This is a genomic window from Halalkalicoccus sp. CG83, assembly GCF_037081715.1.
GTDB classification, from domain to species: Archaea; Halobacteriota; Halobacteria; order Halobacteriales; family Halalkalicoccaceae; genus Halalkalicoccus; species Halalkalicoccus ordinarius.
Map to the genome: position 1 here is coordinate 111,333 of NZ_JAZDDH010000002.1, position 25,616 is coordinate 136,948.

Annotated in this window: 24 protein-coding genes and 1 tRNA gene; 7 read left to right on the forward strand and 18 right to left on the reverse strand. The window is 59.6% G+C overall.

The annotated features are described in order from the left end of the window. The first annotated feature begins 1,536 nt into the window (after window positions 1-1,536). Window positions 1,537-2,409 carry a hypothetical protein gene (locus tag V0Z78_RS14105; RefSeq protein ID WP_336345309.1) on the forward strand — a complete coding sequence of 291 codons (873 nt, stop codon included), beginning with the start codon at window positions 1,537-1,539 and terminating at the stop codon, window positions 2,407-2,409. A 226-nt stretch (window positions 2,410-2,635) separates the two neighbouring features. Here V0Z78_RS14105 and V0Z78_RS14110 read toward each other — a convergent pair whose 3' ends face one another. From V0Z78_RS14110 to V0Z78_RS14135, 6 genes are all read right to left on the reverse strand, one after another. Continuing rightward, the gene (locus V0Z78_RS14110) at window positions 2,636-2,839 is read right to left on the reverse strand and encodes a hypothetical protein (protein WP_336345310.1); all 204 of its coding nucleotides are present in this window, start codon (window positions 2,837-2,839) and stop codon (window positions 2,636-2,638) included. Between the two features lie 44 nt (window positions 2,840-2,883). Beyond that, window positions 2,884-3,552, reverse strand: a complete 669-nt coding sequence (locus V0Z78_RS14115; RefSeq protein WP_336345311.1) for a hypothetical protein — start codon at window positions 3,550-3,552, stop codon at window positions 2,884-2,886. A gap of 353 nt (window positions 3,553-3,905) precedes the next feature. After that, window positions 3,906-4,217, reverse strand: coding sequence for a hypothetical protein (locus V0Z78_RS14120; protein ID WP_336345312.1), 312 nt, complete (start codon window positions 4,215-4,217; stop codon window positions 3,906-3,908). Between the two features lies 1 nt (window position 4,218). Continuing rightward, window positions 4,219-6,258, reverse strand: a complete 2,040-nt coding sequence (locus V0Z78_RS14125) for a hypothetical protein (RefSeq protein WP_336345313.1) — start codon at window positions 6,256-6,258, stop codon at window positions 4,219-4,221. A gap of 1,722 nt (window positions 6,259-7,980) precedes the next feature. Beyond that, window positions 7,981-9,006, reverse strand: a complete 1,026-nt coding sequence (locus tag V0Z78_RS14130; RefSeq protein ID WP_336345314.1) for a tyrosine-type recombinase/integrase — start codon at window positions 9,004-9,006, stop codon at window positions 7,981-7,983. A 476-nt stretch (window positions 9,007-9,482) separates the two neighbouring features. Continuing rightward, window positions 9,483-9,752: a DUF7571 family protein gene (locus tag V0Z78_RS14135; protein ID WP_336345315.1), complete on the reverse strand. Its 270-nt coding sequence runs from the start codon at window positions 9,750-9,752 to the stop codon at window positions 9,483-9,485. 176 nt (window positions 9,753-9,928) lie between these two features. On the opposite strand from V0Z78_RS14135, the gene V0Z78_RS14140 reads away from it, so the two are divergent. Beyond that, complete coding sequence (locus tag V0Z78_RS14140) at window positions 9,929-10,135, forward strand: cold-shock protein (protein ID WP_008418277.1); 207 nt, start codon at window positions 9,929-9,931, stop codon at window positions 10,133-10,135. A gap of 476 nt (window positions 10,136-10,611) precedes the next feature. On the opposite strand, the gene katG is transcribed toward V0Z78_RS14140, so the two are convergent. The 6 genes from katG to V0Z78_RS14170 all read right to left on the reverse strand — a co-directional run bounded on the left by katG (window position 10,612) and on the right by V0Z78_RS14170 (window position 17,254). Beyond that, window positions 10,612-12,804: a catalase/peroxidase HPI gene (katG, locus tag V0Z78_RS14145; RefSeq protein ID WP_336345316.1), complete on the reverse strand. Its 2,193-nt coding sequence runs from the start codon at window positions 12,802-12,804 to the stop codon at window positions 10,612-10,614. A gap of 295 nt (window positions 12,805-13,099) precedes the next feature. Next, entirely contained in the window at window positions 13,100-13,852 is a 753-nt protein-coding gene (locus V0Z78_RS14150) for a TraB domain-containing protein (RefSeq protein WP_336345317.1), read from the reverse strand. 116 nt (window positions 13,853-13,968) lie between these two features. Beyond that, complete coding sequence (locus tag V0Z78_RS14155; RefSeq protein WP_336345318.1) at window positions 13,969-14,643, reverse strand: ABC transporter permease; 675 nt, start codon at window positions 14,641-14,643, stop codon at window positions 13,969-13,971. Further along, a complete protein-coding gene (locus V0Z78_RS14160; RefSeq protein ID WP_336345319.1) occupies window positions 14,640-15,605 on the reverse strand; it encodes an ABC transporter ATP-binding protein in 966 nt (321 codons plus the stop codon). The genes V0Z78_RS14155 and V0Z78_RS14160 overlap by 4 nt, the downstream gene beginning before the upstream one ends. After that, window positions 15,602-16,306, reverse strand: a complete 705-nt coding sequence (locus tag V0Z78_RS14165; RefSeq protein WP_336345320.1) for an ABC transporter permease — start codon at window positions 16,304-16,306, stop codon at window positions 15,602-15,604. The genes V0Z78_RS14160 and V0Z78_RS14165 overlap by 4 nt, the downstream gene beginning before the upstream one ends. Window positions 16,307-16,309: 3 nt before the next feature. Beyond that, the gene (locus V0Z78_RS14170; RefSeq protein WP_336345321.1) at window positions 16,310-17,254 is read right to left on the reverse strand and encodes a glycine betaine ABC transporter substrate-binding protein; all 945 of its coding nucleotides are present in this window, start codon (window positions 17,252-17,254) and stop codon (window positions 16,310-16,312) included. A gap of 295 nt (window positions 17,255-17,549) precedes the next feature. On the opposite strand from V0Z78_RS14170, the gene V0Z78_RS14175 reads away from it, so the two are divergent. Beyond that, complete coding sequence (locus tag V0Z78_RS14175) at window positions 17,550-17,786, forward strand: DUF7385 family protein (protein WP_336345322.1); 237 nt, start codon at window positions 17,550-17,552, stop codon at window positions 17,784-17,786. Window positions 17,787-17,852: 66 nt separating this feature from the next. On the opposite strand, the gene V0Z78_RS14180 is transcribed toward V0Z78_RS14175, so the two are convergent. From V0Z78_RS14180 to V0Z78_RS14190, 3 genes are all read right to left on the reverse strand, one after another. After that, entirely contained in the window at window positions 17,853-18,002 is a 150-nt protein-coding gene (locus tag V0Z78_RS14180; RefSeq protein ID WP_336345323.1) for a hypothetical protein, read from the reverse strand. A 156-nt stretch (window positions 18,003-18,158) separates the two neighbouring features. Next, entirely contained in the window at window positions 18,159-18,944 is a 786-nt protein-coding gene (locus tag V0Z78_RS14185; protein ID WP_336345324.1) for a DUF4397 domain-containing protein, read from the reverse strand. A gap of 57 nt (window positions 18,945-19,001) precedes the next feature. Further along, window positions 19,002-20,591 carry a bacterio-opsin activator domain-containing protein gene (locus V0Z78_RS14190; RefSeq protein WP_336345325.1) on the reverse strand — a complete coding sequence of 530 codons (1,590 nt, stop codon included), beginning with the start codon at window positions 20,589-20,591 and terminating at the stop codon, window positions 19,002-19,004. Window positions 20,592-20,824: 233 nt separating this feature from the next. Between V0Z78_RS14190 and V0Z78_RS14195 the strand changes: the two genes are divergently transcribed. Both V0Z78_RS14195 and V0Z78_RS14200 read left to right on the forward strand, forming a co-directional pair. Further along, a complete protein-coding gene (locus V0Z78_RS14195) occupies window positions 20,825-21,007 on the forward strand; it encodes a UBP-type zinc finger domain-containing protein (protein WP_336345326.1) in 183 nt (60 codons plus the stop codon). A gap of 249 nt (window positions 21,008-21,256) precedes the next feature. After that, on the forward strand, window positions 21,257-21,745 hold the full coding sequence (locus tag V0Z78_RS14200) for a hypothetical protein (protein WP_336345327.1): 489 nt from the start codon (window positions 21,257-21,259) through the stop codon (window positions 21,743-21,745). A gap of 245 nt (window positions 21,746-21,990) precedes the next feature. Here V0Z78_RS14200 and V0Z78_RS14205 read toward each other — a convergent pair whose 3' ends face one another. Both V0Z78_RS14205 and V0Z78_RS14210 read right to left on the reverse strand, forming a co-directional pair. Next, window positions 21,991-22,485 carry an ester cyclase gene (locus tag V0Z78_RS14205; protein WP_336345328.1) on the reverse strand — a complete coding sequence of 165 codons (495 nt, stop codon included), beginning with the start codon at window positions 22,483-22,485 and terminating at the stop codon, window positions 21,991-21,993. Window positions 22,486-22,647: 162 nt separating this feature from the next. Next, a tRNA-Val gene (locus V0Z78_RS14210) sits at window positions 22,648-22,721 on the reverse strand. A gap of 78 nt (window positions 22,722-22,799) precedes the next feature. On the opposite strand from V0Z78_RS14210, the gene V0Z78_RS14215 reads away from it, so the two are divergent. Further along, window positions 22,800-23,282 (forward strand): DUF192 domain-containing protein, encoded by a 483-nt coding sequence (locus V0Z78_RS14215; RefSeq protein WP_336345329.1) that lies wholly within the window; start codon window positions 22,800-22,802, stop codon window positions 23,280-23,282. A 47-nt stretch (window positions 23,283-23,329) separates the two neighbouring features. Further along, window positions 23,330-25,240 (forward strand): ABC transporter ATP-binding protein, encoded by a 1,911-nt coding sequence (locus V0Z78_RS14220; RefSeq protein ID WP_336345330.1) that lies wholly within the window; start codon window positions 23,330-23,332, stop codon window positions 25,238-25,240. Here the strand turns inward: V0Z78_RS14220 and V0Z78_RS14225 are convergent. Then, complete coding sequence (locus V0Z78_RS14225; protein WP_336345331.1) at window positions 25,237-25,584, reverse strand: DUF5789 family protein; 348 nt, start codon at window positions 25,582-25,584, stop codon at window positions 25,237-25,239. The two genes, V0Z78_RS14220 and V0Z78_RS14225, sit on opposite strands and share 4 nt — an antisense overlap. Window positions 25,585-25,616 lie beyond the last annotated feature (32 nt).

Below are 25,616 nucleotides of genomic sequence, written 5' to 3' on the forward strand. Positions count from 1 at the left end.
ACTCGATACATGCGGCGAGTCGGCGTTTCAGCGAGTTGGGAGATATTCGTTACAGTAGGGTCAGCGGCCAGTCCCTCCTCAAAGGCTGCTAAATCACTGTTCTCTGCCCAAAATAGGTAGGTAATACCATCACTGGTTTGGTATTGTTCTTCATGACTGATGATTGTCTCGGGGGCGTGAGCGAGGGCGTCTTGAAGGATAGGCGAGTCCACTCGGAACTCAACGACTAACATACGACTACTATGGCAAGGAGGGAGAAAGAAGTAACAGGTGAACCACTGGAATCGAATGAGACTCCGGGAGATTGCGTTTCCTCAATGTTGTCTTAAACACCATGATGAACCATCCACTTTTTCTTTGGTAGTGGACCGATTTGTTCACCATGGTGGCAGCGACAGTCTCGCTATGCTACCAAGTATCAGGGAGAACCCAGGTACACGCCTGTCGGTTTGCTCTGAACTGAAAACCGGGGAAAGAGCTCATCCATCCTCCCGGTTTTTTGGGAACATTCCACTGCTCCCATCTTCCCACCATCCACCATGATGGACACCACTGGGATACTAATACTGCCCTGGTATCCACTTCGTGTATTGGTCTCAGAGGAACTTCAATTAGCAGCATGGTAAATCATGGAGGTATGATGAATTGGAAGCGATGTAGGGACCCGGTATCGACCTCGGGCAGCATCTCCAAGAGAAGTAGGACCGCATAGTGAACGACCTCCAAGATGGGTCTCAGTTAGCCCGCCATCTCGATGACGCAATCACGTCCATCCTCTTTATCGTTCTTCTTTCCAGAAGTGCCCACAGTCTTCACATTGGTAATTGTAAACATCCTGATAATCGGTAGACCGAACCGCGTCCTTCTTGGTTTTGATATTGGTTGAACCACATTCGTCGCAAGCCGGACTATTCGCTTGCATCACATGATGCGTTAGGTCTTGCCTGTTAAATTCTTTAGGTAATGAACGAATATGCGCTGTCGAACCCCGGCGGTTTACTGACGTAGGCGACTGGCGGTAGTCCGCGGTCTCTTTCTCCGGCGTTTGATGTCCATGCTACTACTTCTCCATGCCCATCCCCTGGTAGCCACTCCTTGGGTATTCCCTGGTTCCTGTCTTCCCCGATGGTTATGGCCACCCCCCAGTGGTTGTGGGTTGACCTGTTGGCTTCATGTCCTCCTGTAGGTCCTGAGTGCCGTTCTCCGAGGAGTTACTTTCTTCCATGTCTCTTTCCCAAAGAACAAATCCGCTCTCTCGGCTTGTTGTGGCCTCACCCCCTGTCCTGAATAGGGTATATTTCGAGCACTAAAACTTCTGACTGGTATATCAGGACTGGTCCGAAACTGTCCGTGTGAAGTAATTTCATCCAGCTTTTTGCTCGGGGTCAACCTCATCCCGAAATTCCGCTGGGAAATCTGCCATTCAGCTTAATGCAACGTCCCACGAATAAAACCAGCTATTGGCAAATACCGCTAATTACTGGAGCAAAATCCCCCTCCCAATAAATATAAATACTCATACAGGTGAGGAATATTATGGTTGAGAAAACTTGGACCCGGATTTCAGATAAATATGATGAATATATCACTCGATACCCGGACGAAGGACTACTTGGAGGAAAATTACCTCTCCGAGATTCTATTCTTTCAGGGAAAGGTAACTATTATGAAGCAATCGAAGGCAAGTTAGAAAGAGAGTGCTTGATTGGGTATGATTCAGAGACCTCCCCAATAGAAAATCTTCCTTCAGAAATCCGTATGAAGCTCCCAATAAAACTGACTCAGACTCTTCAAGTTCAGGTGACATCAGACAATCGACATTATTGGAAGACGACCTACGATACAGTGGATAACGCCCATAACTCGCATGGTTTCTTGAGGAACGGCCAGTGGTATGCTATCAGGAATTTATTCCATCTTTCACTGTGCCATTATGAGACGATAAATCGGCCTAGCCACCATAGACAATCTGACTATGTTCAGAAGGTGTTTAGGAATACAAGTACTATAGCCGCATACGTATCATACCCCATACTTGAAGGATACCTAAAATATCGTTGTAGACATGTGATTGAAAGAGATGGGACTGTGACACAGTCGAATGAAATTAAGAAAGTAAGACGAGGGGGATATTATGAACAGGGCAACAGATGCAGTAGTCTACTCGACATTCTTGTATACTTCGAGGAAAATATCGCAAATTCAAACTTAGAAGAGAACCTCGAACAGATGAGAGAAAAAATAGCCAACTTTGGGAATGTTGGAACAGATGAGGCATATGGACTCATCTACGGATGGCGAAATTCTAATTTACATGGTGAAGCGGAATCAGATGTGCAGTATGGAATCGTACTGAATTTGCTATGTCTATTGATTTGGGAAGAATTAATTCGAAATGATATGGTATAGCTGAGAATTCTCAACTCCTAATTCTGGTCCGAAGTCTTCAGCCGTTTCCGCCGGTTAGCCTGCTTTACTCCTCTCCGGACTGCTTGCTCAAGTTCAACATCGTCACCATCCGCGTAGTTATTGATGGTCATGTCGTACTGGGTCCGTTGGTCGTAAGTACCCCCTCCGGTTTTGATGGGTTTCGTATCCTCTCTCGGAGTGGGAATCCAGGTTTCGGTCCGCTCACCTATCCTTGAGTAGCGGGAGACATGGTCCCAACGGGGTCATTCAGGGCCTCTCCGATTCTCCAACCTTTCTCCGGGTCAACCTTGATATCCTCATAGCCTTCGAACCGTTCAATCTCATAGTCGGCCTCCATTTTCTCCATCTCGAAGAAGGGAAACCGGTTCAATTCAATCTTGTTGACGGCCTTGATGGTTGCATTCACCATCCAGTTGAGGTCACCACCAAGTTCTATCCTGTTAGGATATATTGCTACGACTCATAGTTTTTCAGAATTATCATCAATTTGTTGTAAAGGTGTGTATCAATTCTTGACAGATTTTTTATACTGTTCGGGGATGGGGGAAGAGACATTCCCGGATTTAACGAGCGCCCAGATGCGGAAACTAATACCATACTCCTTGTTGGTGCTTTCGGATGGCGTAGTGTTAATTGAACCTCAACTCCGTTATGTAGTGCCCCTTCTGAATCTTGAGAGTGAGCAGCTGGTAGCCACGAAGATTCCCCGCAGTCAGTTTGAATACCATGATTATACATAGGGGCATTCTTCAGAAGATGAGTAAAATTATATTCAGATGGAATGAATGCCAGTTCGAAAAATAACATTACTTCATCAAATTCGAATTCAGGCGTTGGTGGGCCCCGTTCATTAGATGAATAGAAGTATCGGCGCATCTTATTGAATTGCCGTATTATCGCATTAGCACCTGTAACTGACCGTACTGCGTGTTCAGATTTGACTTCAATAAGATGAGCTTCTATCAGAGCTTCCCCAGGTTGATAGAATACAACATATAAATCAGGGACTCCCCTTCTACCCGAATTTCGATAACTTGCTTCAGGTTCAAGAATATCTACTACATCCTTGGCCTCGTAATGCCGGATTAGACCATTTGTTAAATCATCTTCACGAAACCCCATGATAGTATACCATTTACACCACTGTTACTTATCCACATCGGCAATAGAATATCTGAACTCTACCGTCACAGCACCCTTATTAGTAGATAATACATCAGTACAGATGTCGGTTTATAGTGTCATTTGGGAAATGAAGGACAGTAATCATGTCGTAAGGTCGCTTAATCAATCTCTTCCCTGGCATTCGTAATTACGCTCTCAGCAGTCATTATCACGGCTCCAAGGGCAAACCCCAGAACCACATGCTTGAAGAATAGCAGTACATCTACGAGTAGTAGTAGCAGGTCCATATACTCTGTCAGTCGCTTTTTACCCAACCGAAGGTTCTTCCATCCTCTCCGTTGCTAACCACCTTAGCGGGCACATGAGGCCGTGTCGATGAAGCCACCTACTAACCTGGATTGGGAGGCATCAATCCACTCTGCATCCTCTTCTTGATTCATGCCAGCTTCCAGGTACAGAACCTCCAGGACCTCCTTATCCCGATAGGCCATTTCATCCTCTAGGTGTTTCGGAGGTTTCCGGTCGTCCAGGTAGTGAACTCCGAGGTACGCCTTGATAGCTCCCCAATGGGTGTCGTACTTCTCTGCTATCTCCGCGATTGACATTTCATTCACAATGTGGTCACGGAGGAGTGGTTGCTTTTGTTTGTACGGTTCGGTCATTTCAGAAGCTCTTCCCCTTCTGGTTTGTCGCCTCTTCTTCTTCCTCAACATCCACGATTCTATGCCGGAAGTCGTCTCCCCGGAAGTTCTCGATTTCTCGCTCGGCCTTTCCAATGTCGATGAAAATACTCCAACCGATGTCCCTCTCCTTCTTCTTCGGTTCTCCATCGTACAGACCGATGTAGGGATACTTCTCGGGTCCATCCCTCATCCGACCGTAGTAATCCTCCACCGACCCCAGGATGTCCTCGCTCAGGTCGTGCTCCCGCGCGTACTTCCGGATTTTGTCCAGGGACTTGGAGAGGTTAATCCGTAACTCGTTCTCCGAGGCCACCTTGTAATGGACTTCGGGCTTCAGCATGTTGTCCGAAGCCGCTCTACTGGCGATGTCAAAGAGGGTATCAACGTGTCGAGCACGGTTCTCCCCGCCGTTAGCCCCGGTTACGGAGTAAAGCATGGCCTTCTCAACGTCCTCATCCGTGAAGGTCAACTCGGCATCGAGGGCATCAGCGAATTTTTGGTAGAGCGTACATCCGAAGTGGATTGTTTGCATTCCCTGGATGTCCATTTCATCGGGGAGTTGGATGTCATTCTCCTGGATAAGCTCCCAGGTCTTTTCCCCCGATTCCTCCCACCGTTGCCGGAGGAAACCCTTGTCGTGATTGAGGAGGAACTTGAGCCAGGCCACCACATGCTGCGAGAGGTCATAGCCGCTGTAGTGAGCGACGTTACCATTCCCTCGGTGAGAAGTACCGGTCAACTCCGAGAAGGCTCTGTTCGTATCTGAACCCGTCTCAGTGGAACTTGACTTGAAGGCAACTGCAATCTGTCGCCTCTCCTCTGCCGCTCCTGAAATGGACTCCTCACCACTAACTACGACCGGGGCCTCAAGCTCGTAGGAGTCGTTTGACCCGTCCTTATTCCCGCTCATGATGAGGGACGGTCGGGTAGTTTTTCGGAGCTTGTCGTGGAAGTTATTGACCTTGTAATCCTGCATGTCGCTCGGCTTGTACTCATCGAACCAAATGGGAATGGAGTTGGTTGAGGAGAGAGCCACCTTCTCGTTGAAATCCCCGTCCTTGATGGTCAAGGGACGCTTCCCCATCCCGAACATATCCCAGAGTACACCGAGAGTAGCGGTTTTCCCCGCCCCGGTATCTCCCGTTACGGATAGCAGATTGAATTCTCCTTCCCAATCGAGGATGTATGGCTTCACGGAGGAGGCATAGAAGAAGCCAATAACGGGAAGTAACCGCTCCGTGTCTCGGGTTCGGGGAAGTAGCTCAATAATTTCGGCTACCTTCTCCCGGTCGAATTTATCAGGGCAACTCCATGCCCGCTCCGTGGCAATATTCCGGGCATCATAGAGGATTTCCTCCTCCTCGCTCCACCCGTCTGCCGTAAGGTTCCGGTTGGGAGTGACCCAAACCCCATCATTCAGACCGAGGTGATGGGTTCCTTTCTTCTCGACCCGGTCTTGCTTGGTGATGTACTGCCTCAGGTCTGCAAGATTTCCGTCGCTTCCCTTCCAAACGGTGGTCTCTCCAACGCAAACCTCCCGCTTGAACTTCCGCTTATCGTGGAAAACTCCGGTGTCAACGGTCACCTCGAAAGGACTCTCATCCATGCGCGGATGGACGACGAAATTCATCTTCTTCTCGTCGTTGGGAGTCGTTACAATGGACTTGTACTCCAGCGTGAAGTTGGACCACTCTTCCCAGTGCTCTCCCTTATCACGGCCGTAGCCCCCGTTGCTCTCGGAGACATTCAGGTTAGGAGTGCTATCCGGCAGGGAATTCTCCCTTATTTCTTTGACTCGCTTTTGTCGTTCTTCATACTTTTCCTTCTGCTCTTCGGTCAAATCAGAATTAGTCATATTTTCACTTTCGTTCTCCTCTTCCTGCTCTTCTTCCTCCTTCTTCCGAAGGTCAGATTTCTTGATAGTCTCTCCCTCGTTAAACCGGGGGTTGTTCAAATCCAGAAACCCCGAAGAATCAAAAGGAGAGTCCTTGTGCTCGCACTCAATCTCGTCAAAGTCCATTCTCGAAGTCGTTATGTCGCAGTAAATCCAATATTGGCATGTTGACGGGTGGAGCCGTCAGACATGCAGCCTCTACCTCTGCTTTCCGAAACCGGAACAGTGGCTACTCCGAACCACGTATTCTGTCGGTCTCGATAGTGAAATATTCAGTCAGTCATTAATGAATTCCTCATCCAGTTTTTCCCGAACGAACTCGGAGAGGTTGAAGTAACCGTCACCTCTCACCGGGTCCTTGTGTCGTTCCTTCAATGAAATGGACGTTATCCACGTTTCTTCTTCTTTCTGAAACTTAGTTGACATTGTTGAAAATCGTGTCCTACCGCTTATCGGTCAAAAATTCTATACCTCAGTAGCTCCAATCTCGGATTGGCTTCTAACCACCCGAAATTGCGGTCGTTATTTTTGGTCACGGTCCTGCAAGGCCCGCTGTTGGGTTCGAGTAGTATCGAACTGGATTTCTTGCATCGAACAGGAGGATTCTGATTGCCTTCGGGGAACCACCCCCAGGCATGAACCTCGGTGGTTCAAATCTCCTCACCCCGGAAGTGCTACTTCCGTTCCGTCAGTGGGCGAGTTACCTGGGCCAGCTAACTCCTACCCACTCCTCAGTTACCACTATTTTGGGGTCGGTTGAGGAGACACAATGCCTCAACCAACGTGGTAGCGACTGTAGGAGGGCCGAATCCGGAGTTACCCTGGAGGGCACCGGACACGACTTGTGGCTTTCATCGGGGCTTTCGTTCAGGTCATTTCCCACCTAATAATAAGGGATACTCAGTAATAAATGCTATGTGACAATAATTACCACAGTTTTGGGAGATAGAAAGCTTCTCTTCTCGTTTTGAGAGTTCTCTTTTCGGGATAAGAAAATTCCAGAATTTAAGTTTGGGAATGATGGGGTAGATTGAAGGAAAGGAGTGCGTGCCAGAATTACAGTTGGCACGGGTGTAAAACCTGGCTCCTTTATATACTCCTGGGAATCCCTCACCCTGTTTCATGAAAAACTCCCGAGGATGTTCCAGCATGTTCCGGCAATGTTCCACCCCCTGGAACACCAAAAATCGCGAGAAGGGGAGGAGGTGAGAAGGAAATGTTCCACTGTTCCACCTAATTCTCTCTACAGTGTGTGTAACGGTGAGGAAGGTACTGGAATTACTATCACCACCTCCAACCGATTTACACACGTTGTTCAGAGAATTTGGTGGAACATTTAGAAGAGTAATTACTATAACGGTAGTAGGAGGCTGTTACCTACGGAATACTGGAGATAAAAATGTTCCATCCCCCATGGAACATCGGTGGAACACGGTGGAACAGGTAGAACATTTTCCCGTGGAGCCCGGAAATTGACTCCTAAAAGGAGGTAGTAGTCTCCGGGTAGCCTACGGTATTTCCTGGAGAAATCGCATTGAAGCCCTACCTACTACTGGCTTTGAGCTCGTGAGAATGGGAAGGAGTGGAGTATAGTGAGAGTATTCACTTCGTAGTCTACAAGGACATACTCGTTTGGAGTGAATCCTGGTACTGAAAATACCCGTGGAGGGCTTGTCTTCCTGGAAAGGAGATATACCTGCGTATTCGGGCTTCCTAAGCCCTGAAACCCCGGAATCTGAGTATCTAACTTTCTCTGGGATTCTACGATGGAGACGATGGATGCCCCTCGTATCTCTTGGGGACCACTGAGAACGGTAATGCGGGGAATTGACGACGGGTAGGGTGGGTTTAGATGTTGTCGAGATATGTCCGCCGCTGTTCTACTTTTTCCTCCTCCGTCCGTTGGTCATAGTGCTTTTCCAACACGTCTGGTCCGACGTTCATCCGGTCGCTGACAACCTTCTCGGGTACCTCTTCGGTAAGATGATGGGTGATGGAGCCCCGTCGAATAGCATGAGGACTCACGACAGATGGACAGTCGTAGTATGCCTTCTTGTGGTCATCGCGGGCTACGCATGTCTCCATGTCTCTGTTGTGGGGACATTCCCCTGAAATCACACATGGGCGCGTCCATCGGTAGACCCGGTCTCGAATAGTACTTTTTGTGGCTCGTCCCTGTGAAGTAGTAATAAGCGGACATCTTCCATACTCATCAACTGTATCCGGTCGATTGTGGCTCATCCAGTCCTCTATGACTTGACAGAGCTCTGTATTCAGAGCTATCAATCGCTCTCCCTTCGCTTTGTTTTTCAACGGTGTCCCTCGGTCTGGGCGATGGTGGGTCTGAAGCCGTTGGTTTTCCAAGTCATAGTCGTCAACGTCGAGTCCATAGATGGCCCCGGTTCGCATTCCGGTATGCCAGAGCAAGAGAACCGTCACATGGTCAAATGACGCGTAGTGGAAGCGAGCAAGATAGTTGAGGATTCTCTCTGCTCGGTCGGACTCTAACATCACTTCTCGTTGGTTATCTCCGTCATCCAACGTCGGAGAGACCACCTTGTCTGAGAGGTCGGGTTGAACAGCGTCGATGGCTTCACACCAGCGAATGAATACTCGGACTGTATCCATCTGTGTCTTTACCGTGACTTTGTTGAGGTCTCCATCATCTCGCCGCCAGAGCTTATAGCGGTGCATGTCACGGCCACTGAGACCGTTCAGGTTGTCGATACCCTCCTCGTCGCACCATCGAATGAGATGGTTCAGACGGTATCTATGGGCCTGCAGACTCGCTTTTGTGAGGTCAGTACGCCTGTCTTGGAGGTAGAGCTCAAGAGCTTCCTCCGGGGTCATGGGTTCGAGGTTGGTTTCGTCCATCGTTATCGCCTCGAACCACCCGAAGGATGGTCGATAGCCGGCCTGGCCCGTCCAGGATATCCGGTAGCTGGTTCCGAAGTCGTCGGAAGCCCGCGCAGCGCCTCAAGGGCGCGAGCAGGACCCGAGATGCCGCGGGTTCCCCTCGAACGAAGTTCGAGGGGGCACGTCGAAGGCTCTGCAACTTTGTTGCAGGTTCTTCGACTCTGTCAAATCCCGTCGCGCCCGCTCGCTCACTTCGCTCGCGTGCGCCCCTGACTGCCGCTCGTTACGTCACCGGCGGTTTCGCCGCCGATTTCCGGCGGGACCTTCGGTCCCGCACGGCTCGCGGCAGTCCCGTCGTGCCTATATTTGAAACACATCTAACCGCCATCCAACGCCGGTGTTGCTTACTAGATGAGACGTATGCGAGATACGGAGGTTGCACGTCTATCGAACGGCCCCCTTGACGAAGAATAGTGTTTGAGCGCAACTGCCGTTCAGGTGGAGACGTGTCCACGCGTCCAGCCAGGGTCGTGGCCGGTACGGTTTATGATGTCCGACCGACACGCTGGACAGTAGTCGGGGGTGACGGATTCACCTCGAGGAACGTACACTGCGCCGTCACACTTCACACACGCATCCGCGACGATGGTCGCGCAGTTCGCACAGACGCTGAAGTCGTCAACCGTGAGTTCGCGCAGGGGTTCGAGCTGTTTATCGAGGAGATACTCGTCGATGACCGTCTGGCAGTTCTGGCATGGTTTCATGTCGATGCATGTCATACCTCGTGACCATACGGTAAATACCTGTCCCGAAACCGAACTAACTGCCGAAATCCGAACGAACTGTACGCACGACCACCCGTTCGAGGTATGGAGACGGGAGCCGTGGTACCGCGATGCTCGGAAGTGTTATCAGTCGTTGGAGACTACATTTGTTTGTAATGGCAAACGGAAAAGTTGATTTCTTCAACGATACTGGCGGCTACGGTTTCATTTCGACTGACGACGGCGACCTCGACGACGACGAAGACGTCTTCTTCCACATGGAGGACGTCGGCGGAGAGGACCTGACGGAAGGTACTGAGGTCGAGTTTGACATCGAGTCCTCACCGAAGGGGCCCCGCGCGGCGAACGTCGTCCGACAGTAATACCGAGACACACTCGTCGCTCACAGCGACAAACACTACCTTCGATTTTTCAGACGGTTACACGTTCCAGCCGAGGCTATCTCTACCCTCCAGAAACACCGACATCAAGAACGTTGTGTGACCGATACGCGCCCCGTATCTCGCAGGACGCTACGAAATCCTCTGATGACTACCGTATATCTCCGATCTCGGATCCGTCAAACTCGGCCGTTTCACGCCGCAAAGGGCGATTCGTTCGCCCTGTGAACGAGCGCCCTGCGCCCGTTGGTCTCACTCGCGTACGCCCCTGACTGCCGCTCGTTACGTCACCGGCGGTGAAGCCGCCGGTTTCCGGCGGGACCTTCGGTCCCGCACGACTCGCGACAGTCCCGTCGTACCCGTCGTTCTACATGGCGCTTCCCCGTTCACCGATTCGCTTCCGTAACGGAGACGATACGCCGAAAAGAGACCCTGTGTCTACGGATCCTCGACCGCGATCACTCGAGATCGAAGCGGTCGAGCTTCATCACCTTCTCCCAGGTGTCCACGAAGTCACGCACGAACTTCTCCTCGGCGTCGGCGGACGCGTAGACGTCCGCGACGGCTCGAAGTCGGGCGTTCGAACCGAAGACGAGGTCCACGCGGGTCCCCGTCCATTCGACCTCGCCCGTCTCGCGGTCGCGAATCTCGTAGATCTCCTGGGCGTCCGAGGGCTCCTCGCGCTCCATGATGTCCTCGGACTCGGATTCCTCGCCTTCCTCGGCGCCCTCCCACTCGTAGTCCATGTCGAGCAGGTTCACGAAGAAGTCGTTGGTCAGCGTCCCCGGTCGGTCGGTGAGGACGCCGAAGTCGGTGTCCTTGTAGTTCGCGCCCAGCACGCGCATGCCGCCCACCAGGACCGTCATCTGGTCGGTCGTCAGGTCAAGCAGGTCGGCCCTGTCGACCAGCAGCTCCTCCTCCGAGCGGTCGCTCTCGATCCCGAGGTAGTTGCGGAACCCGTCTGCCTCCGGTTCGAGCGCCTCGAAGGACTCGACGTCGGTCTGTTCCTGCGAGGCGTCGGTACGGCCCGGCTCGAACGGGATTTCCATGTCGTAGCCGGCGTCCGCCGCGGCCTTCTCGACGGCCGCGTTGCCGCCCAGGACGATCAGGTCGGCGAGCGAGACCCGCACGTCGTCGGATCGCGAACCGTTGAACTCCTCTCGGATCTCCTCGAACGTGTCCAGGACGGTCGCCAGCTGTGCGGGCTCGTTCACCTCCCAGTCACGCTGCGGTCGGAGGCGGATACGGGCCCCGTTGGCCCCGCCGCGCTTGTCGCTGTCGCGATACGTCGACGCCGACGCCCAGGCGGTCTTGACCAGCTGGGAGCGAGAGAGGTCCGAGTCGAGGATCTCCTCCTTGAGCTCGGCGATCTCCGCCTCGTCGATCAGGTCGTAATCGGCGTCGGGGATCGGGTCCTGCCAGAGCATCTCCTCGTCCGGGACCTCCGGACCGAGGAACCGCTCGGGCGGGCCCATGTCGCGGTGGATCAGCTTGTACCACGCCTTCGCGAACGACTCCTGGAACTCCTGGGGGTTCTCCCGGAAGCGCTCGAGGATCTCCCGGTACTCCGGATCCTTCTTCAGCGCGACGTCCGTCGTCAGCATCATCACGTCCTCCTTCTCCGAGGGGTCCTCGGCGCCCGGCGCGGTCTCGTTGAGCTCGCCGCCGGTCGTGGTCCACTGCCACGCGCCGCCGGGGCCACGATCGGGTTCCCACTCGTGGTCGAGCAGGTTGCCGAGGTAGCCCATGTCCCACTGGGTCGGCGTGGCGTTCCACGGGCCCTCGATCCCGCTGGTGATCGCGTCGCTCCCCTTGCCGGAGCCGTGGCTGCTCTCCCAGCCGAATCCCTGCTGGTCGATGGGGGCCGCCTCGGGCTCGGGGCCGACGTGCTCGTCGGGGTTCTCCGCGCCGTGGACCTTCCCGAACGTGTGGCCGCCGGCGATGAGCGCGGCCGTCTCCTCGTCGTTCATCGCCATCTGGCCGAACGACTCCCGGATGTTCTCCGCCGACGCTTCCGGATCCGGGTTACCGTCCGGCCCCTCGGGGTTGACGTAGATGAGCCCCATGACGGTGGCGGCGAGGTTCCCCTCGAGTTCACCCTCCTCGGTGAAGCGGTCGGAGTCCTCCCACTCGTCCTCGGGCCCCCAGTCGACGGCCTGGTCGGGCTCATAGGCGTCCTCGCGCCCGCCGGCGAAGCCGAACGTCTCGAACCCCATCGACTCCAGGGCGACGTTCCCGGTCAGGACGATCAGGTCTGCCCACGAGAGCTTGCGGCCGTACTTCTGCTTGACCGGCCAGAGCAGCCGACGCGCCTTGTCGAGGTTCGCGTTGTCGGGCCAGCTGTTCAGCGGCGCGAAGCGCTGCGTGCCGCCGGTCGCGCCGCCGCGTCCGTCGCTAACGCGGTAGGTGCCGGCGCTGTGCCACGCCATCCGGATCATCAACGGTCCGTAGTGGCCGTAGTCCGCCGGCCACCAGTCCTGGGAGGTCGTCAACACGTCCTCGATGTCCGCCTTCACCTCGTCGAGGTCGAGCTTCTCGAACTCCTCGGCGTAGTCGAACTCCTCCTCCATCGGACTCGCCGGACGAGCGTTCTGGTCGAGGATCTTCAGGTTCAACCGGTTCGGCCACCAGTCCTCGTTGGATCTACCCATGGCCGGGGGGTTGTCGCTCTCGTCTGTTAAGGTTGTCCATCGGCAACGATGTCTTCGCAACAGCCCAAGAAATTCATCGGATTCGTGAACTCTCGTACGTGATGGGTTCGCGTTTCGGACTCGGTACGGGTTCGCGCTCCGGGGGGTGGGTGGTCGGCTCCACACGTTCGCTTTGATCGTCAGTGATCGAAGCGAACGTCCGTATCGGCGTTCTCTGACGTCTCCGTCCACCCGACGCCCGTCTCGATCGAGGGTCGACGCGTCTCCCGGTACCGCTCTCGATCGGGTACGCCGGCTACTCGATCGGTACCTCGGTGACCGAACGACCGGATTTCCTGATCGGGACCGAGACGGTCGGCTCGGCGTCCCGCTCCTCGAGCTCGTCGAGCGCGGCCAGGATGCCGTTGTGGTGTGCCGCGCCGACGACCGCGACGACGTCGTAGCCCTCGTGGCGAAGGGCGTAGAGCCGTTCGGCCATCGCCCGGTCCCGTCGGTCGAGCAGCTGATCGGCGACCTCCGGGACGAGCGTGCGCATCTGATCGACCATCGGCTGGACGTCGTCGCCGCTTCTGACGTCCCTGAACGGAAGCGTCAACGTCTCGATCTGGCGGAGACGTTCGGCGGGCCCCATCAGCTGCATCCGGAGCAGCATCTTCGGGACCGTCACCAGCCCGACCTTCGACGAGAGCGTCGAGAGGACGTCCTCCAGAGGCTCGTCGATCGGCGCGATCTCGATCCCCAGTTCGGCGGCGGTCTGTATCGCGGACTCCATGTCCGACTCCTCGGGGTCGAAGCCGTAGAGCCGGGCGACGGTCCGCTGGATCGCCTGGAGCGTCCGGTAGGTGGGCGTGGTGGTCGGGGAGGCCCCGCGCGACAGCTCGTCCGGTCGCAGGCGCGAGCGTCGATCGAGGCGGTCGAAACGCCGCTCGTCGAGTTCGACGGCGACCACGTCGGGCCGTCGATCCCGAATCGTCTCGCGGACCCGGCGGCGGTGAGTCGACGAGAAGTGGACGCTCGGGACGATGGTGATGGTTCCTCGTTTGGCCATGCTCGAGGTTCGCGCTCTACGGACTTAGCCTCCGGCACCGCATACGACGGCGACGTCGGCCCGTTCCCGGCCGACGGCCGGCCCGAACCCGCCCGTCGATGGTTCGGAACGCGGCGCTACCCCGTCATCATCGACTCGTCCTGAACGGCCTCCCCGCCAAGCCGTCGCTCGACGAGCGCGAGCAGGCTGTCGAGACCGATCGCCAACAGCGCGCCGGGTATCGCGCCGGCCAGGATCCGGGACGTGTCGAAGAGGTCGATGCCGCTGATGACCCAGACCCCGAGGCCGCCGCCGCCGATGAAGAACGCGAGGTACGCCGTGCCGACGTTGATGACCGTGCTCGTCCGGATGCCGGCGAACACCACCGGCACCGAGAGCGGGAGCCGGATCCGCCGCAGGACGTCGGTGTCGGTCATTCCCATTCCGCGAGCCGCCTCGACCGTACTCTCCTCGACGTTCTCCAGCCCCGTGATCGTGTTCGTGAGAATCGGCAACAGCGCGTAGACGAACAGCGCGATCACCGCAGACCTGAACCCCAGACCGAAGACCGGAAACGCAAGCGCGATCACCGCGAGCGTCGGGATCGTCTGGGCGACGTTCCCGACCGAGAGGATCGTACTTCGGAGGCGGTCGTACCGAACCGCGACGATGCCGAGCGGGACGGCCACCAGGATCGCAGCGACCTCCGAGATCAGCACGAGTGCGAGGTGCTGGCGGAGCAGTTCGAGGAACTCGACCCAGTTCGCCGTCAGATACTCCGCCGCGCCGTACAGGTTGCCGAGGACGCTCATCGCTCGACCTGCGCGCGCTGTGTGTCCTGGATCCGTTCTCGGGTCACACGGCCGACGAGCCGGTCGTCCCCGTTCCTGACCGAGAGCGTGTCGGTGTCCTCCTGGAGCATCCGCGACAGCGCCGATTCGAGGTTGGCGTCGGGCGACACCGCCTCGTCCGGCGTCCTCCCGTCTTGCGTCCCGTCGGCGACCGGCTCCATGACCTCCTCGACGCGGATCAGTCCGAGCCGCTTGAGGGTGCGGTCGTCGCCGATGAACTCCTCGACGAACTCGTTCGCCGGCTGGCTGAGTATCTCGTTGGGCGTCCCGTACTGGACGATCTCGCCCACGTCGAAGATGGCGATCCTGTCGCCCATCTTCAGCGCCTCGTCGATGCTGTGGGTGACGAAGAGGATCGTCGTGTTGATCTCCTCCTGGATCTCGAGGAACTCGTCCTGGAGGTCCTCGCGGGTGATCGGATCGAGCGCCCCGAACGGCTCGTCCATCAGCAGGACGTCGGGGTCAGCCGCGAGCGCGCGTGCGACGCCGACCCGCTGGCGCTGTCCGCCCGAGAGGGCGGTCGGGTACTGGTCGCGGTACTTCGCGGGCGGCAGGTCGACCAGCGCCAGCAGTTCGTCCACGCGCTCGTCGATCCGCTCGCGATCCCAGCCCTTGAGCTCCGGCACGGTGGCGACGTTCTCGCCGACGGTCATGTGGTCGAACAGCCCCACCTCCTGGATCACGTAGCCGATGTCGCGCCTGAGCTCCGTGGCGTCGAGCGTTCGGGTGTCGGTCCCGTCGTAGTAGATCGTTCCTTCGGTCGGCTCCTCGAGGCGGTTGACGAGCTTCATCGTCGTCGTCTTGCCACAGCCGGAAGGACCGACCAGCACCGTCGTGGTCCCCTCCTCGACTCGGAAGCTGACGTTCTCTACCGCCCTCGTTCCGTCGGGATACACCTTGGTGACGTTCTCGAACTCGATCATCCGACCACCCCCCAGAGCGCTCGTGCCGCCAGGCTCCGCTCGACCTCCTCCCCGTTGCGCAGGTAGAGGACCTGCTCGACCGCCTCGAACAGGTAGTCGGCCGCCAGTGCGAGCAGCGATACCAGCACGGTCGCCGTGACGATCATCTCGGTGTACGACTCGTAGATGCCGACGAAGATGTAGTCGCCGAGGCCGCCGGCGCCGACGTACGCGCCGACGGTAGCGACCCCGATCAGGATCACGACCGCGTTCCGCACTCCCGCGGTGATCACCGGCAGCGCGTTCGGAAACCGGATACGCCGGAGACGCTGTCGCCTCGTCATCCCCAGTCCGGTTCCCGCCTCGATCGCCCCCTCGTCCACCCTCGTCAGTCCGATGTAGGTGTTGCGGATGACGGGCAGTTGGGCGTAGAGCACGAGCGCGACGATCACCGGCGGATTGCCGATGCCGACGAACGGTATCAGCAGTCCGAACAGCGCGATGCTGGGGATCGTCATCGCGACGCCGGCGAGCCACAACACGAGCGTCGAGGTGGATCGATACAGCGTGATCGCGATCCCCAGCGATATCCCCAGCGGTAGCGCGATCAACAGCGTCTGGAACACGAGTTCGACGTGTTCTACGGTCGCGATGACGAGTTCGACCCAGTTCTCCGAGACGTAATCGAGATACGAGATCGGCAGGGTGGGTGTCGAATACATGGCCTAGATCAGGCCGTTCTCGTCGAGGTGGTCACGCGCGACGGACTGGGCGCTCTCCTCCTCGACCGCGATCCGTACGTTCAGTTCGATCACCTGCTCCTCGGAGGTAAGCGAGTCCGAGACGGCGTTCAGCTCCTCCTCCATCTCGGGGTGCTCCTCCAGGCTCTCCCCGTCGACCAGCGGCGCCGGGTTGTACGGGAGGAAGAACTCCTCATCGTCCTCGAGGACGATCAGATCGAACTGCTCGATGTTGGGGTTGGTCGTGAAGACCATGCCGATCTCCGCCTCGCCCTGGCCGACGATCTCGTAGGTCAGATCCGCGCTGACGCTGCGCGTGTCGAGCTCGTCCACCCGGTCCTCGAACCCGTAGTGCTCGACGAGTCCGGGCCAACCGTCGCTTCGCTCCTGGAACTCGGATCCCAGCACGACGGTGAGGTCGGTGTTGCCCTCGGTCACGTGCTCGGCGAGCCCGCTCATCGTCTCGATCCCGGTCTCCTCCACCCACTGCGGGTTCGCACCGATCCCGTACGTGTTGTTGTAGGAGGCGGGCCGGAGGTACTGGAGACCGTGTTCCTCCTCCATCTCCGCTCTGGTCCGTTCGTAGAGCTCGTCGGGGTCGGCGATGACCTCGTCGTGCTGGGGCGGGATGGTGGCCCACGCGCCGCCGGTGTAGAGGTGATAGAAGTCCACCTCGCCGTTGCTCACGGCCTCGAAACACTGGCGTGCGCCCCCGAGGCCGATCTCGTCGTTGACCTCGAGGTCCGTGTTGGCGTCGAGGACCTCGTATCCCATGTAGCCGAGCAGGCGCGCCTCGCTCCACTGCATGGACGCCACGTCGACGCTGTCTCCTCCCCTGAGCGCGTCGGCACAGCCCCCAAGCGCGATCGTCCCCGTCGCGGCCAGCGCCGCGCCCCCTCGACGGAGACTTTCCCTGCGATTGAGCTTCATGAGTGCGGATAGGTCTCGAGTAACTTATTCACCCCACTTGCAACGATCTCTCTCAGTGCATAGGGGTTCGAGCGACGGCTCGGAGTCTCGTTATCGTCCCTCGACAGCGGTATGCTCCGTGCCGACGAAGGACCTGCTCCGTCCACCCTTCATCTACACCCCTCTGAACGAGCGGGTGAGCCGCGGTCGGCGAGCGGCTGCTCCGACATCGGTTCGCCGACGTTCAGGTCGTCGATCCATCGGTTCCGCCGTCCGACGGAGAATACTTTATTCGGTAGCCGCACGCGTACCCGGTATGGGAGAGATCGACGGCCTCGATGAGATGAAGAGCTACCTGACGCCGCGCCAGGAGACCGAGATGACGGCGACCTACCAGAACACCACGGCCATCGCGTGTCCGGTCTGCGAGGAGTCCTTCGACAACCTCGTCGTCTGCAAACGTGACGAAACGAGCCTCTCGCTCGAGAAGGTGATGAGCCTCTGTACCGTGACGAACGACGACGGCCGCCTGTTCCTGTTCACGCACGAGTAGGTTCGACGACCGTCCCGAACCCGAACGCCCGCGTCCAGACCGACCGCCTCCTCCCGCTGCGGGCAGCTACCGCCGGTCGCTACCCCACCGTCCGTGACTGGACGCCGCCCACCCCTCCGGCGTGGTTCGTTCGTGGTTCTCGGGACACATCGACAGGTGGCCGTACTTCGCCCTCTCCGTGAGGAACGCCTTACCGCACAGGTCACATTCGTTCATGGTTCACGGCTTCTCCGGATCACACCGCTATCGAGTTCGTAGAGATGACAACACTTCGTTATGACGTGCAATATACCGGTCAGCGGGGACGTAGTTCGCGTTCGATCGAACAGCCGAACGCGGACGCGTGGATTCGTTCGATCGCCGTCGTCGACGCTACGCCGAATCGACGCTCAGCACGAGGTCGAACGGCTCGTCGGCGGGGGCGTCCTCGGGCGCGACGTAGCCGGCGGCGAACGCCGAGGCGACCGTCCCGCCCGCGGCGTCGACGTCCACGCCGAGGACCGCTTCCTCGCGCTCGCCGGCCGGGTAGACGCACAGCCGGTAGGAGCCCGCGGGCACCTCGGCGTAGCCCGAGTCGCCGAACTCGACGCCCTCGAACAGCGTGTCGCCGGTCTCCGCGACGACGACGTCGACGGCGGGTGCGTCGGGCGAGGCGTGGACCGCACGGATGCGGGCGGTGTCGTCGCCGGGATCGCTGTTGTCGTCCTCGAACACCGCGAGTTCGAGGGGCTGGTTCTCGTCGGCGACCTCGCCGATGGCGGCGACGGTCAGGTCGGCCGCGGGCACGTCGAGGTCCTCCTCGAGGACTGCCTCCTCGCTACCCGCGCCGGCCGGCGCGACCTTCACGTTGTAGCTCCCTGCGGGGAGTTCGAGATACTCACTGACCGCCTTGAACGGGACGTCCTCGAGGACGGCCTCGTCGTCGACGAAGACGTCGACGTTCGGCGCGTCGGGCGAGAGGTGCGCGACGCGGACGTTTGCGACCTCTTCCTCTCCTCCTTCCATCGATTCCTCGTCACTGCTCTCGCCGCCCTCGTTGCGCTCCTCACCGTCGTCGTGGCTGTCCGCGCTCGCGAAGCCGCCGGTGAGGGCGACGGCGGCCACGCCGCCGCCGATCTGTACGAATCGTCGCCGTGAGATACCGGTTCGTTGTGGCATTCTGTAACTCCGATCGATGGTATGGCTGCCAATCCCATCAGCGCTGGACCCGACTAGTCAGGTGTCTCGCTCGAAGAACTCGTCGAGGACCTTCCGCTGGGCCGCGCGGAGGTGCTGGTGGAACGTCGAGCGCGAGATGCCCATCGAGTCGGCGAGCTCCGGGCCAGAGATCTGGCGCTGGGGCTCGAAGTAGCCGCTCACGTAGGCCTTCCGCAACGCCAGCAACTGTTTGTCCGTGAGCCGTTCCTCGACCGAATGGCGGTACTCCGCATCGGTCCGCGGTGGCCGTTCGTGTTCGTGTCGCGCGACCAGTTCGGCGCCCGGACAGCTTTCGGTAACCGCCTCGACGATCGAGCGCGGACGAACGCCGGCCGGCACGAGCAGCCGGAGACGTCCCTCTCCCTCGGCCGCGGTCATCGAGCGTATCCGAACCCCCCTGTTGGCCAGTCGCGTGACGATCGATGCCCCGCCGAGTCGGAACTCGATCAACCCCGACGTCGCGTCCGCGGTCAACAGGACCGCCTCCTCGACCTCCTCGAACCGCGCCGCGAGGTCACGGACCTCCTCGGGGTCGCCGCCCGTCACCGTGAAGAACGCGAGCGAGGCGCTGTCGAGCGCCGTCCCTTCGTAGGAGAACCGACAGCCGGTTCGAGAGGAGAGCCGAACGACGAAGAGGTCCTCCTGGCCGAGCGAGAAGTCGAGTTCGACGGCGGTGTCGACCGTCAGGATCCGTCGGCTCTCGAGCGCGTCGAACGTGCTCGCGATCGCCCGGCCGATCGACGTGAGCACCACCCGTTCGTGTTCGACGAACGCGTCGTCCCGGGCGGCGTAAACGGTTAGAACGCCGTGCGTCGTCTCGCTGGCCACCAGCGGGATCGCGGCCATGGCCCGGACGCCCTCGTCCCGGATCCCGCCGTGCCAGCGTCGGTGCGACCCGATGCCGGAGACGAACTGGGCGGTCCCGGTCTCGAGCGCTCGGACGGTCGGGTCCTCGTTCCCGTCGACCGAGAGGCGTACGTCGTCGAGGTCACGGGTTCCCGCCCACGATTCGGGGACGATCCCGTCGGTCGTCGCCCGCTCCCCGATCCACGCCCCGTCGTACGCGTCGTCGTCGGCCAGCCGCTCGCATACGGCCCGTCCGACCCTCTCCCGGGTCGTCGCGTGGACGAGCGCCTGGGTGACGTCCTCCAGCAGTCCATCGATGCGGTCCAGAAGCCGCTGGAGCTTCGCGCGTTCGCGCTCGACCTCCTCGACCCGGCGTTTGATCTCGAACTCGGCCTCCTTTCTCGCCGTCACGTCCGTCTGGAAGCCGACGAAGTGCGTCACCTCCCCGTCCTCGTGCAGCGGCGCGATGTCGACCCTGTTCCAGAACTCCGTTCCGTCCTTCCGGTAGTTGCGCAGTTCGACGGAGACCGCCTCCTCGTTCTCGATCGCCTCCCGCATCGCCGTGACCGGCTCGTCCTCGGTGTTCCTCCCCTGGAGGAACCGGCAGTTGCTGCCGAGCGTCTCCTCCTTCGGATATCCCGTCAGTCGTTCGAAGGCGTCGTTGAGGTAGATCAGCGGGTTGTCCGGCCGCCTGGCGTCGGCGATCGTGATGCCGATGGGCGCCTCGTCGATCGCCCGTTCGATCAACGGATCGTTGCTCATGGCACAGGTCGTCGAGGAACCGACAAATAGCTTGAGTCGACCTGGGAAGCCCGTCGAGCCTCGGCCGAGCGGGTCGACGTCGGCCGTCGTGACGACGCCGGCTCCGAACGGGACGAACGGTCCCGCGCCGGGGGTTCGGTCGTCCGCCGTCGACGCGCGCCTCGCAACCGTATTTATGATGCCGGAACGGGCAGGGACCACACTCAGGCGAATAGCGTTCCAGCCTAGAGACAGTGAACGACCGAACCGAGTACGTCTGTACCGAATGCGACTGGTCCGTCTGCATTCGAGAGGAGGGAGAGGGCGACGCCTCCCGACTCGCGATCGAACACTACCTCGAGTCCGGACACTCGGTCGCACGCGAGGACGAACCGGATCCTCGTGGTCAACAACCCCTCTGGTCCACCCGACGGTAAGTGTCCACCGGCCGCTACGTATCCCGCGCCGGACCGCCGCCGTCTCGCGTTCGTCCGGTAGGCGGCTCTCGCTTCGAACCCGTCGATGGAACGAGCCATCACCGGTCTCCCGGTCGAACTGTCCGCTCGATGACCTTCCGCCGGGGACCTGAGATCCCTCAGCGGGCCGATCACGCCCTTCCGCAGGGGACCCCGTTCGACCTGTCGATCCCCCGAACCCACTTCTACCGTCCGCCCCAACCGTCGGCCATGAACGACGACGGCGGGATCTCGATGTCGGTCGACGAGTTCGTCGAGTACTGCCGGACGCAGGCGGGGCTCCTCTCGGGGGAGGTCGAGACGATGAGCGAGGCAGCCGACGACCTGCTGGCGGAGATCGACGAGGGGTTGGACGAGGTTCGAACGCGCCTCGATGGCCGGGCGACCGGCGTCGAACGGGCCGAAGCCCCGGCGGGCGGTCCGAATGCCGGAGACGTCGACGTCGCGGCGATCGAGGAGCTGGAGGCGGCTCTCGAGGAGAAACAGGCGGTCCTCGAGGCCAAACGAACCCGGATGAACGTCTTTCGAGAGCTCGCCGCCGGGTACACCGACCTCGCCGAGGAGCTCCGGTCGGACGTGAACGACGGCCGCGAGGCGATGGAGCGGGTCGTCCGCTTCGAGGCCGACCGCGACGCGCCGGCCTACTTCGATCGCCAAACGGTGTGTGAGGCTGCCTCGAGCGAACCCGACGACGGATAGGGACGGTACCGGCGCTCGTGGGAGTACTCGCTCTAGAACGGTGCGTTCGGGCGGACTCGAACCACGCCGAGACGGTCCGCCCGTCCTCCAGGCCCGAATCGCTCGTGGCGTTCGTGCGGACAGAACCACGCGGCCGGCGCCCGAACCTACCCCCGTCGGCCGTGACTTACTCGACCGAACCGTGGATCTCTTCCATGTGATCGTCAGTCGCGAACGCTCAGGGCGGTGAAACAGATCGTAGGTAACTATCGATCGGCGAGACGGCCCTTCAGTTGGCCGATCATGAGTCGAACGATCTTGCGGGGCGAGTCGGGGATCGCGTCGAGCTGCTGGAGGAGGCCGAGCATGTCGTGGTTGTTGTAGACCTCGACGATCTCCCCGTCCTCGACGTGAACGAACGAGATCCCCGTGACGGCCACCGACTTACCGGTGGCGGGGATGTCCATGAGGGCCCCTTCGTGGGTGCCGCGAGCGGTCCAGCGGACGCTCACACGGTCACCGTCGGCGATCGTCTCCTCGATCGCGAAGGAGAGGTCCGGGAACGCACTGAAATGCATGGAGAGGAACGCCTCGTACTCCTCGCGGTCGATCGGCTCGGGGCCGCTCATCCCGTAGAGCAGGCAGTCTTCGGCGTACAGTTCGGGGATCAGTTCGAGGTCGTGGCCGTCGAGAACCTCCGTGAAGGCGCGCTCGACGATCTCGTTCTCGTGGTTTCGATCGACGTAGGTGTGTGCAGGCATGGTATGTACGACCATGTAGGATTCGAGGAAGGATAACCGTAGTGAGAGCAGTGCTATCTCGGGCTCACGAGGATGATCGCCACCGCGATGGTCGCCCGCGACGACTTCCAGGAGTTCACCGCGAGCGAAGCGAGCCGGAGGCGAGCGCAGTAAAAAGCTGGATGGGTTCGGGCGGATTCGAACCACCGATCTCGGCCTTGTAAAGGCCGCGTCATAACCAACTAGACCACGAACCCGCATCCCGAGACAGTCGTTGCGGTGGAATAACCCTTCTGGATCGAAACCGATTACTCTCGAAGGGCCCATCCGTCGGTATGGCGCTCCGTCGCGGTCCGGTCGCAGTCGTCGCGCTGTTGGCGACGCTGATCCTCGCGGTGTTCGTCGTCCAGGCCGGGGGGATCGCACACTTCGTCGGCAGCGAGGACCGCGCTACGGTGACGATCACCGACGGCGACGAGGAGCTGGCGGTCGTCGACAGCGAGGTCGCCGACGGCTCCCGCGAACGCTACACGGGACTGAGCGATCACGAGTCGCTCGCCGAGGACGAGGGGATGCTGTTCGTCTTCGAGAACGAGGACGAGCGGAGCTTCGTGATGCGGGACATGGCCTTCCCCCTCGACATCCTCTTCATCGACGCCGACGGCCGGATCACGACGATCCACGAGGCGCCCACCGAGGAGGGCTCCGACCTGACGAGCTACCGCGGCGAGGCGAAGTGGGTGCTCGAGGTGAACTACGGCTACGCCGACGAACGCGGCATCGAGGAGGGCGACCGCGTCGATATCGAGTACCGGTGAGGACCGCGTAACAACCCTTTTCCTCGTTAGCCCCCGAAGACGGTGTAATGGCCGCTCACGACGACGATCCGTTCGAGACACAACGGGAGCAGGTCGACGACGCGATCCTCCGGTTGTTTCGTGAGTACGGCGTGGACCACCGCTTCGAGTACGCGGTCGGTCTCGTCGCAAGCGTCGTCGCACGGCTGCTCGATCTACTGCCGACGATCATGCTCGGGGTCGCGATCGACGCGATCCTGGTGGGGACGACCGACTTCAGCCTGTTTCTCGTCCCCGACGCCTGGCTGCCGAGCACTCCCGACGGACAGTTCGCGCTCTCGGCCGCGATCATCGCGGGCGCGTTCGTCTTCGGCACCGTCTTCCACTGGCTGCGCAACTGGGGCTGGAACGCCTCCGCACAGTACATCACCCACGACGTCCGGGTCGACACATACGAGCGGATGCAGCGGCTGGGTCTCGAGTTCTTCTCCGACAAGCAGACCGGCGAGCTGATGAGCATCCTCTCGAACGACGTCAACCAGCTCGAGCGCTTTCTCAACGACGGGCTCAACTCCGCCTCCCGACTGCTCTTGATGATGTTCGGCGTCGCGGGCGTGTTGCTCTATCTCAACTGGCAGCTCGCGCTGGTCGCGCTGTTGCCCGCGCCGCTGATCGCGGGGTTCACCTACGCGTTCATCCGGATCATCCGCCCGAAGTACAAGACGATGCGCGCGACGGTCGGCGCGCTCAACTCCCGGCTGGAGAACAACCTGGGAGGGATCCAGGTGATCAAGTCGAGCACCACCGAACGCTACGAGGACGACCGCGTCGACGACGCCTCCTACGAGTACTACGACGCCAACTGGGACGCCATCTGGACGCGGATCAAGTTCTTCCCGACGCTGCAGCTGATCTCCGGGCTGGGCTTCGTCTTCACGTTCGTCGTCGGGGGATACTGGGTGTTCGTCGGCCCGCCGGGGCCGCTCTCGGGCACGCTCACCATCGGGACGTTCGTCGTCTTCATCACGCTCAGCCAGCAGATCATCTGGCCGATGGCGCAGTTCGGACAGATCATCAACATGTACCAGCGCGCCGACGCCTCGAGCGCCCGCATCTTCGGGCTGATGGACGAGACCGGCATGCTCGAACAGGACGTCGACGCGCCCGATCTGGTCGTCGAGGAGGGTCGCGTCGAGTACGACGACGTGACGTTCGGCTACGACGAGGAGCCGATCGTCGAGGACATCGACTTCACGGTCGAACCCGGCGACACCTGCGCGTTGGTCGGCCCCACGGGCGCCGGGAAGTCCACCGTGTTGAAGCTGCTGCTCAGGATGTACGACGTCGACGAGGGCGCGATCCGGATCGACGGCCAGGACCTCCGGGAGGTCTCGCTGCGGAGCATCCGCCGGTCGATCGGCTACGTCAGCCAGGACACCTTCCTCTTCTACGGCACCGTGAGGGAGAACATCGCCTACGGCACGTTCACGGCGAACGACGAGGAGATCGTCGAGGCCGCCAAGGCGGCCGAGGCCCACGAGTTCATCGCCGACCTCCCCGGCGGCTACGACACCATGGTGGGAGAACGTGGCGTGAAGCTCTCGGGCGGCCAGCGCCAGCGGATCTCGATCGCCCGTGCGATCCTCAAAGATCCCGACGTGTTGATCCTCGACGAGGCGACCAGCGACGTCGACACCGAGACGGAGATGCTGATCCAGCGCTCGCTCGACGACCTCACCGAGGACCGAACCACGTTCGCGATCGCCCACCGCCTCTCGACGATCCGCGACGCGGAGACGATTCTCGTCCTCGAGGACGGCTGGATCGTCGAACGCGGCGAACACGAGTCGCTGCTCGAGAACGGTGGACTATACGCCCACCTCTGGGGGGTGCAGGCGGGAGAGATAGACGAGCTCCCGGAGGAGTTCATCGAGCGGGCGGCCAAACGCCAGGCTCAAACCGAGGCGGACGACGACTAGAACGACTCCTGTTCCTCGTCCTCAGCCCCTTGCGCCTCGTCCCCGCGGTCCGAGTAACCCTCGCGACCCACCGCGTCGTCGCCGACCATGTTCATGACCATCGTCTCGAGGCTGCCGGCGTCCTCGTAGGTCTGTTCGTTGTCCTCGAGCGGGGAGAGGATCTCCTTGAGGGTCGTCGTCTCGCCGGAGAGCTCGAGCTCCGCGTCGCCGTGCTGCTCTACGAGTTCGTCGTGGTCGATGGGGTAGTCGATCTCGTCCTCCATCGTCTCCTCGAACTCGCCGAACTCGACGCCCTGTTCTCTGCTCTCGTCGCCGTCCATGGTGGTCGAATCGTCGTCACTCATAGCACTCGAACGTCTATGCCCGAACACAAAAC

Coding starts and splice junctions, on each gene's coding strand:
- V0Z78_RS14105 (WP_336345309.1), top strand. CDS start 1,537: ATGGTTGAGAAAACTTGGACCCGGATTTCAGATAAATATGATGAATAT.
- V0Z78_RS14110 (WP_336345310.1), bottom strand. CDS start 2,839: ATGGTGAATGCAACCATCAAGGCCGTCAACAAGATTGAATTGAACCGG.
- V0Z78_RS14115 (WP_336345311.1), bottom strand. CDS start 3,552: ATGGGGTTTCGTGAAGATGATTTAACAAATGGTCTAATCCGGCATTAC.
- V0Z78_RS14120 (WP_336345312.1), bottom strand. CDS start 4,217: ATGACCGAACCGTACAAACAAAAGCAACCACTCCTCCGTGACCACATT.
- V0Z78_RS14125 (WP_336345313.1), bottom strand. CDS start 6,258: ATGGACTTTGACGAGATTGAGTGCGAGCACAAGGACTCTCCTTTTGAT.
- V0Z78_RS14130 (WP_336345314.1), bottom strand. CDS start 9,006: ATGGACGAAACCAACCTCGAACCCATGACCCCGGAGGAAGCTCTTGAG.
- V0Z78_RS14135 (WP_336345315.1), bottom strand. CDS start 9,752: ATGAAACCATGCCAGAACTGCCAGACGGTCATCGACGAGTATCTCCTC.
- V0Z78_RS14140 (WP_008418277.1), top strand. CDS start 9,929: ATGGCAAACGGAAAAGTTGATTTCTTCAACGATACTGGCGGCTACGGT.
- katG (WP_336345316.1), bottom strand. CDS start 12,804: ATGGGTAGATCCAACGAGGACTGGTGGCCGAACCGGTTGAACCTGAAG.
- V0Z78_RS14150 (WP_336345317.1), bottom strand. CDS start 13,852: ATGGCCAAACGAGGAACCATCACCATCGTCCCGAGCGTCCACTTCTCG.
- V0Z78_RS14155 (WP_336345318.1), bottom strand. CDS start 14,643: ATGAGCGTCCTCGGCAACCTGTACGGCGCGGCGGAGTATCTGACGGCG.
- V0Z78_RS14160 (WP_336345319.1), bottom strand. CDS start 15,605: ATGATCGAGTTCGAGAACGTCACCAAGGTGTATCCCGACGGAACGAGG.
- V0Z78_RS14165 (WP_336345320.1), bottom strand. CDS start 16,306: ATGTATTCGACACCCACCCTGCCGATCTCGTATCTCGATTACGTCTCG.
- V0Z78_RS14170 (WP_336345321.1), bottom strand. CDS start 17,254: ATGAAGCTCAATCGCAGGGAAAGTCTCCGTCGAGGGGGCGCGGCGCTG.
- V0Z78_RS14175 (WP_336345322.1), top strand. CDS start 17,550: ATGGGAGAGATCGACGGCCTCGATGAGATGAAGAGCTACCTGACGCCG.
- V0Z78_RS14180 (WP_336345323.1), bottom strand. CDS start 18,002: ATGAACGAATGTGACCTGTGCGGTAAGGCGTTCCTCACGGAGAGGGCG.
- V0Z78_RS14185 (WP_336345324.1), bottom strand. CDS start 18,944: ATGCCACAACGAACCGGTATCTCACGGCGACGATTCGTACAGATCGGC.
- V0Z78_RS14190 (WP_336345325.1), bottom strand. CDS start 20,591: ATGAGCAACGATCCGTTGATCGAACGGGCGATCGACGAGGCGCCCATC.
- V0Z78_RS14200 (WP_336345327.1), top strand. CDS start 21,257: ATGAACGACGACGGCGGGATCTCGATGTCGGTCGACGAGTTCGTCGAG.
- V0Z78_RS14205 (WP_336345328.1), bottom strand. CDS start 22,485: ATGCCTGCACACACCTACGTCGATCGAAACCACGAGAACGAGATCGTC.
- V0Z78_RS14215 (WP_336345329.1), top strand. CDS start 22,800: ATGGCGCTCCGTCGCGGTCCGGTCGCAGTCGTCGCGCTGTTGGCGACG.
- V0Z78_RS14220 (WP_336345330.1), top strand. CDS start 23,330: ATGGCCGCTCACGACGACGATCCGTTCGAGACACAACGGGAGCAGGTC.
- V0Z78_RS14225 (WP_336345331.1), bottom strand. CDS start 25,584: ATGAGTGACGACGATTCGACCACCATGGACGGCGACGAGAGCAGAGAA.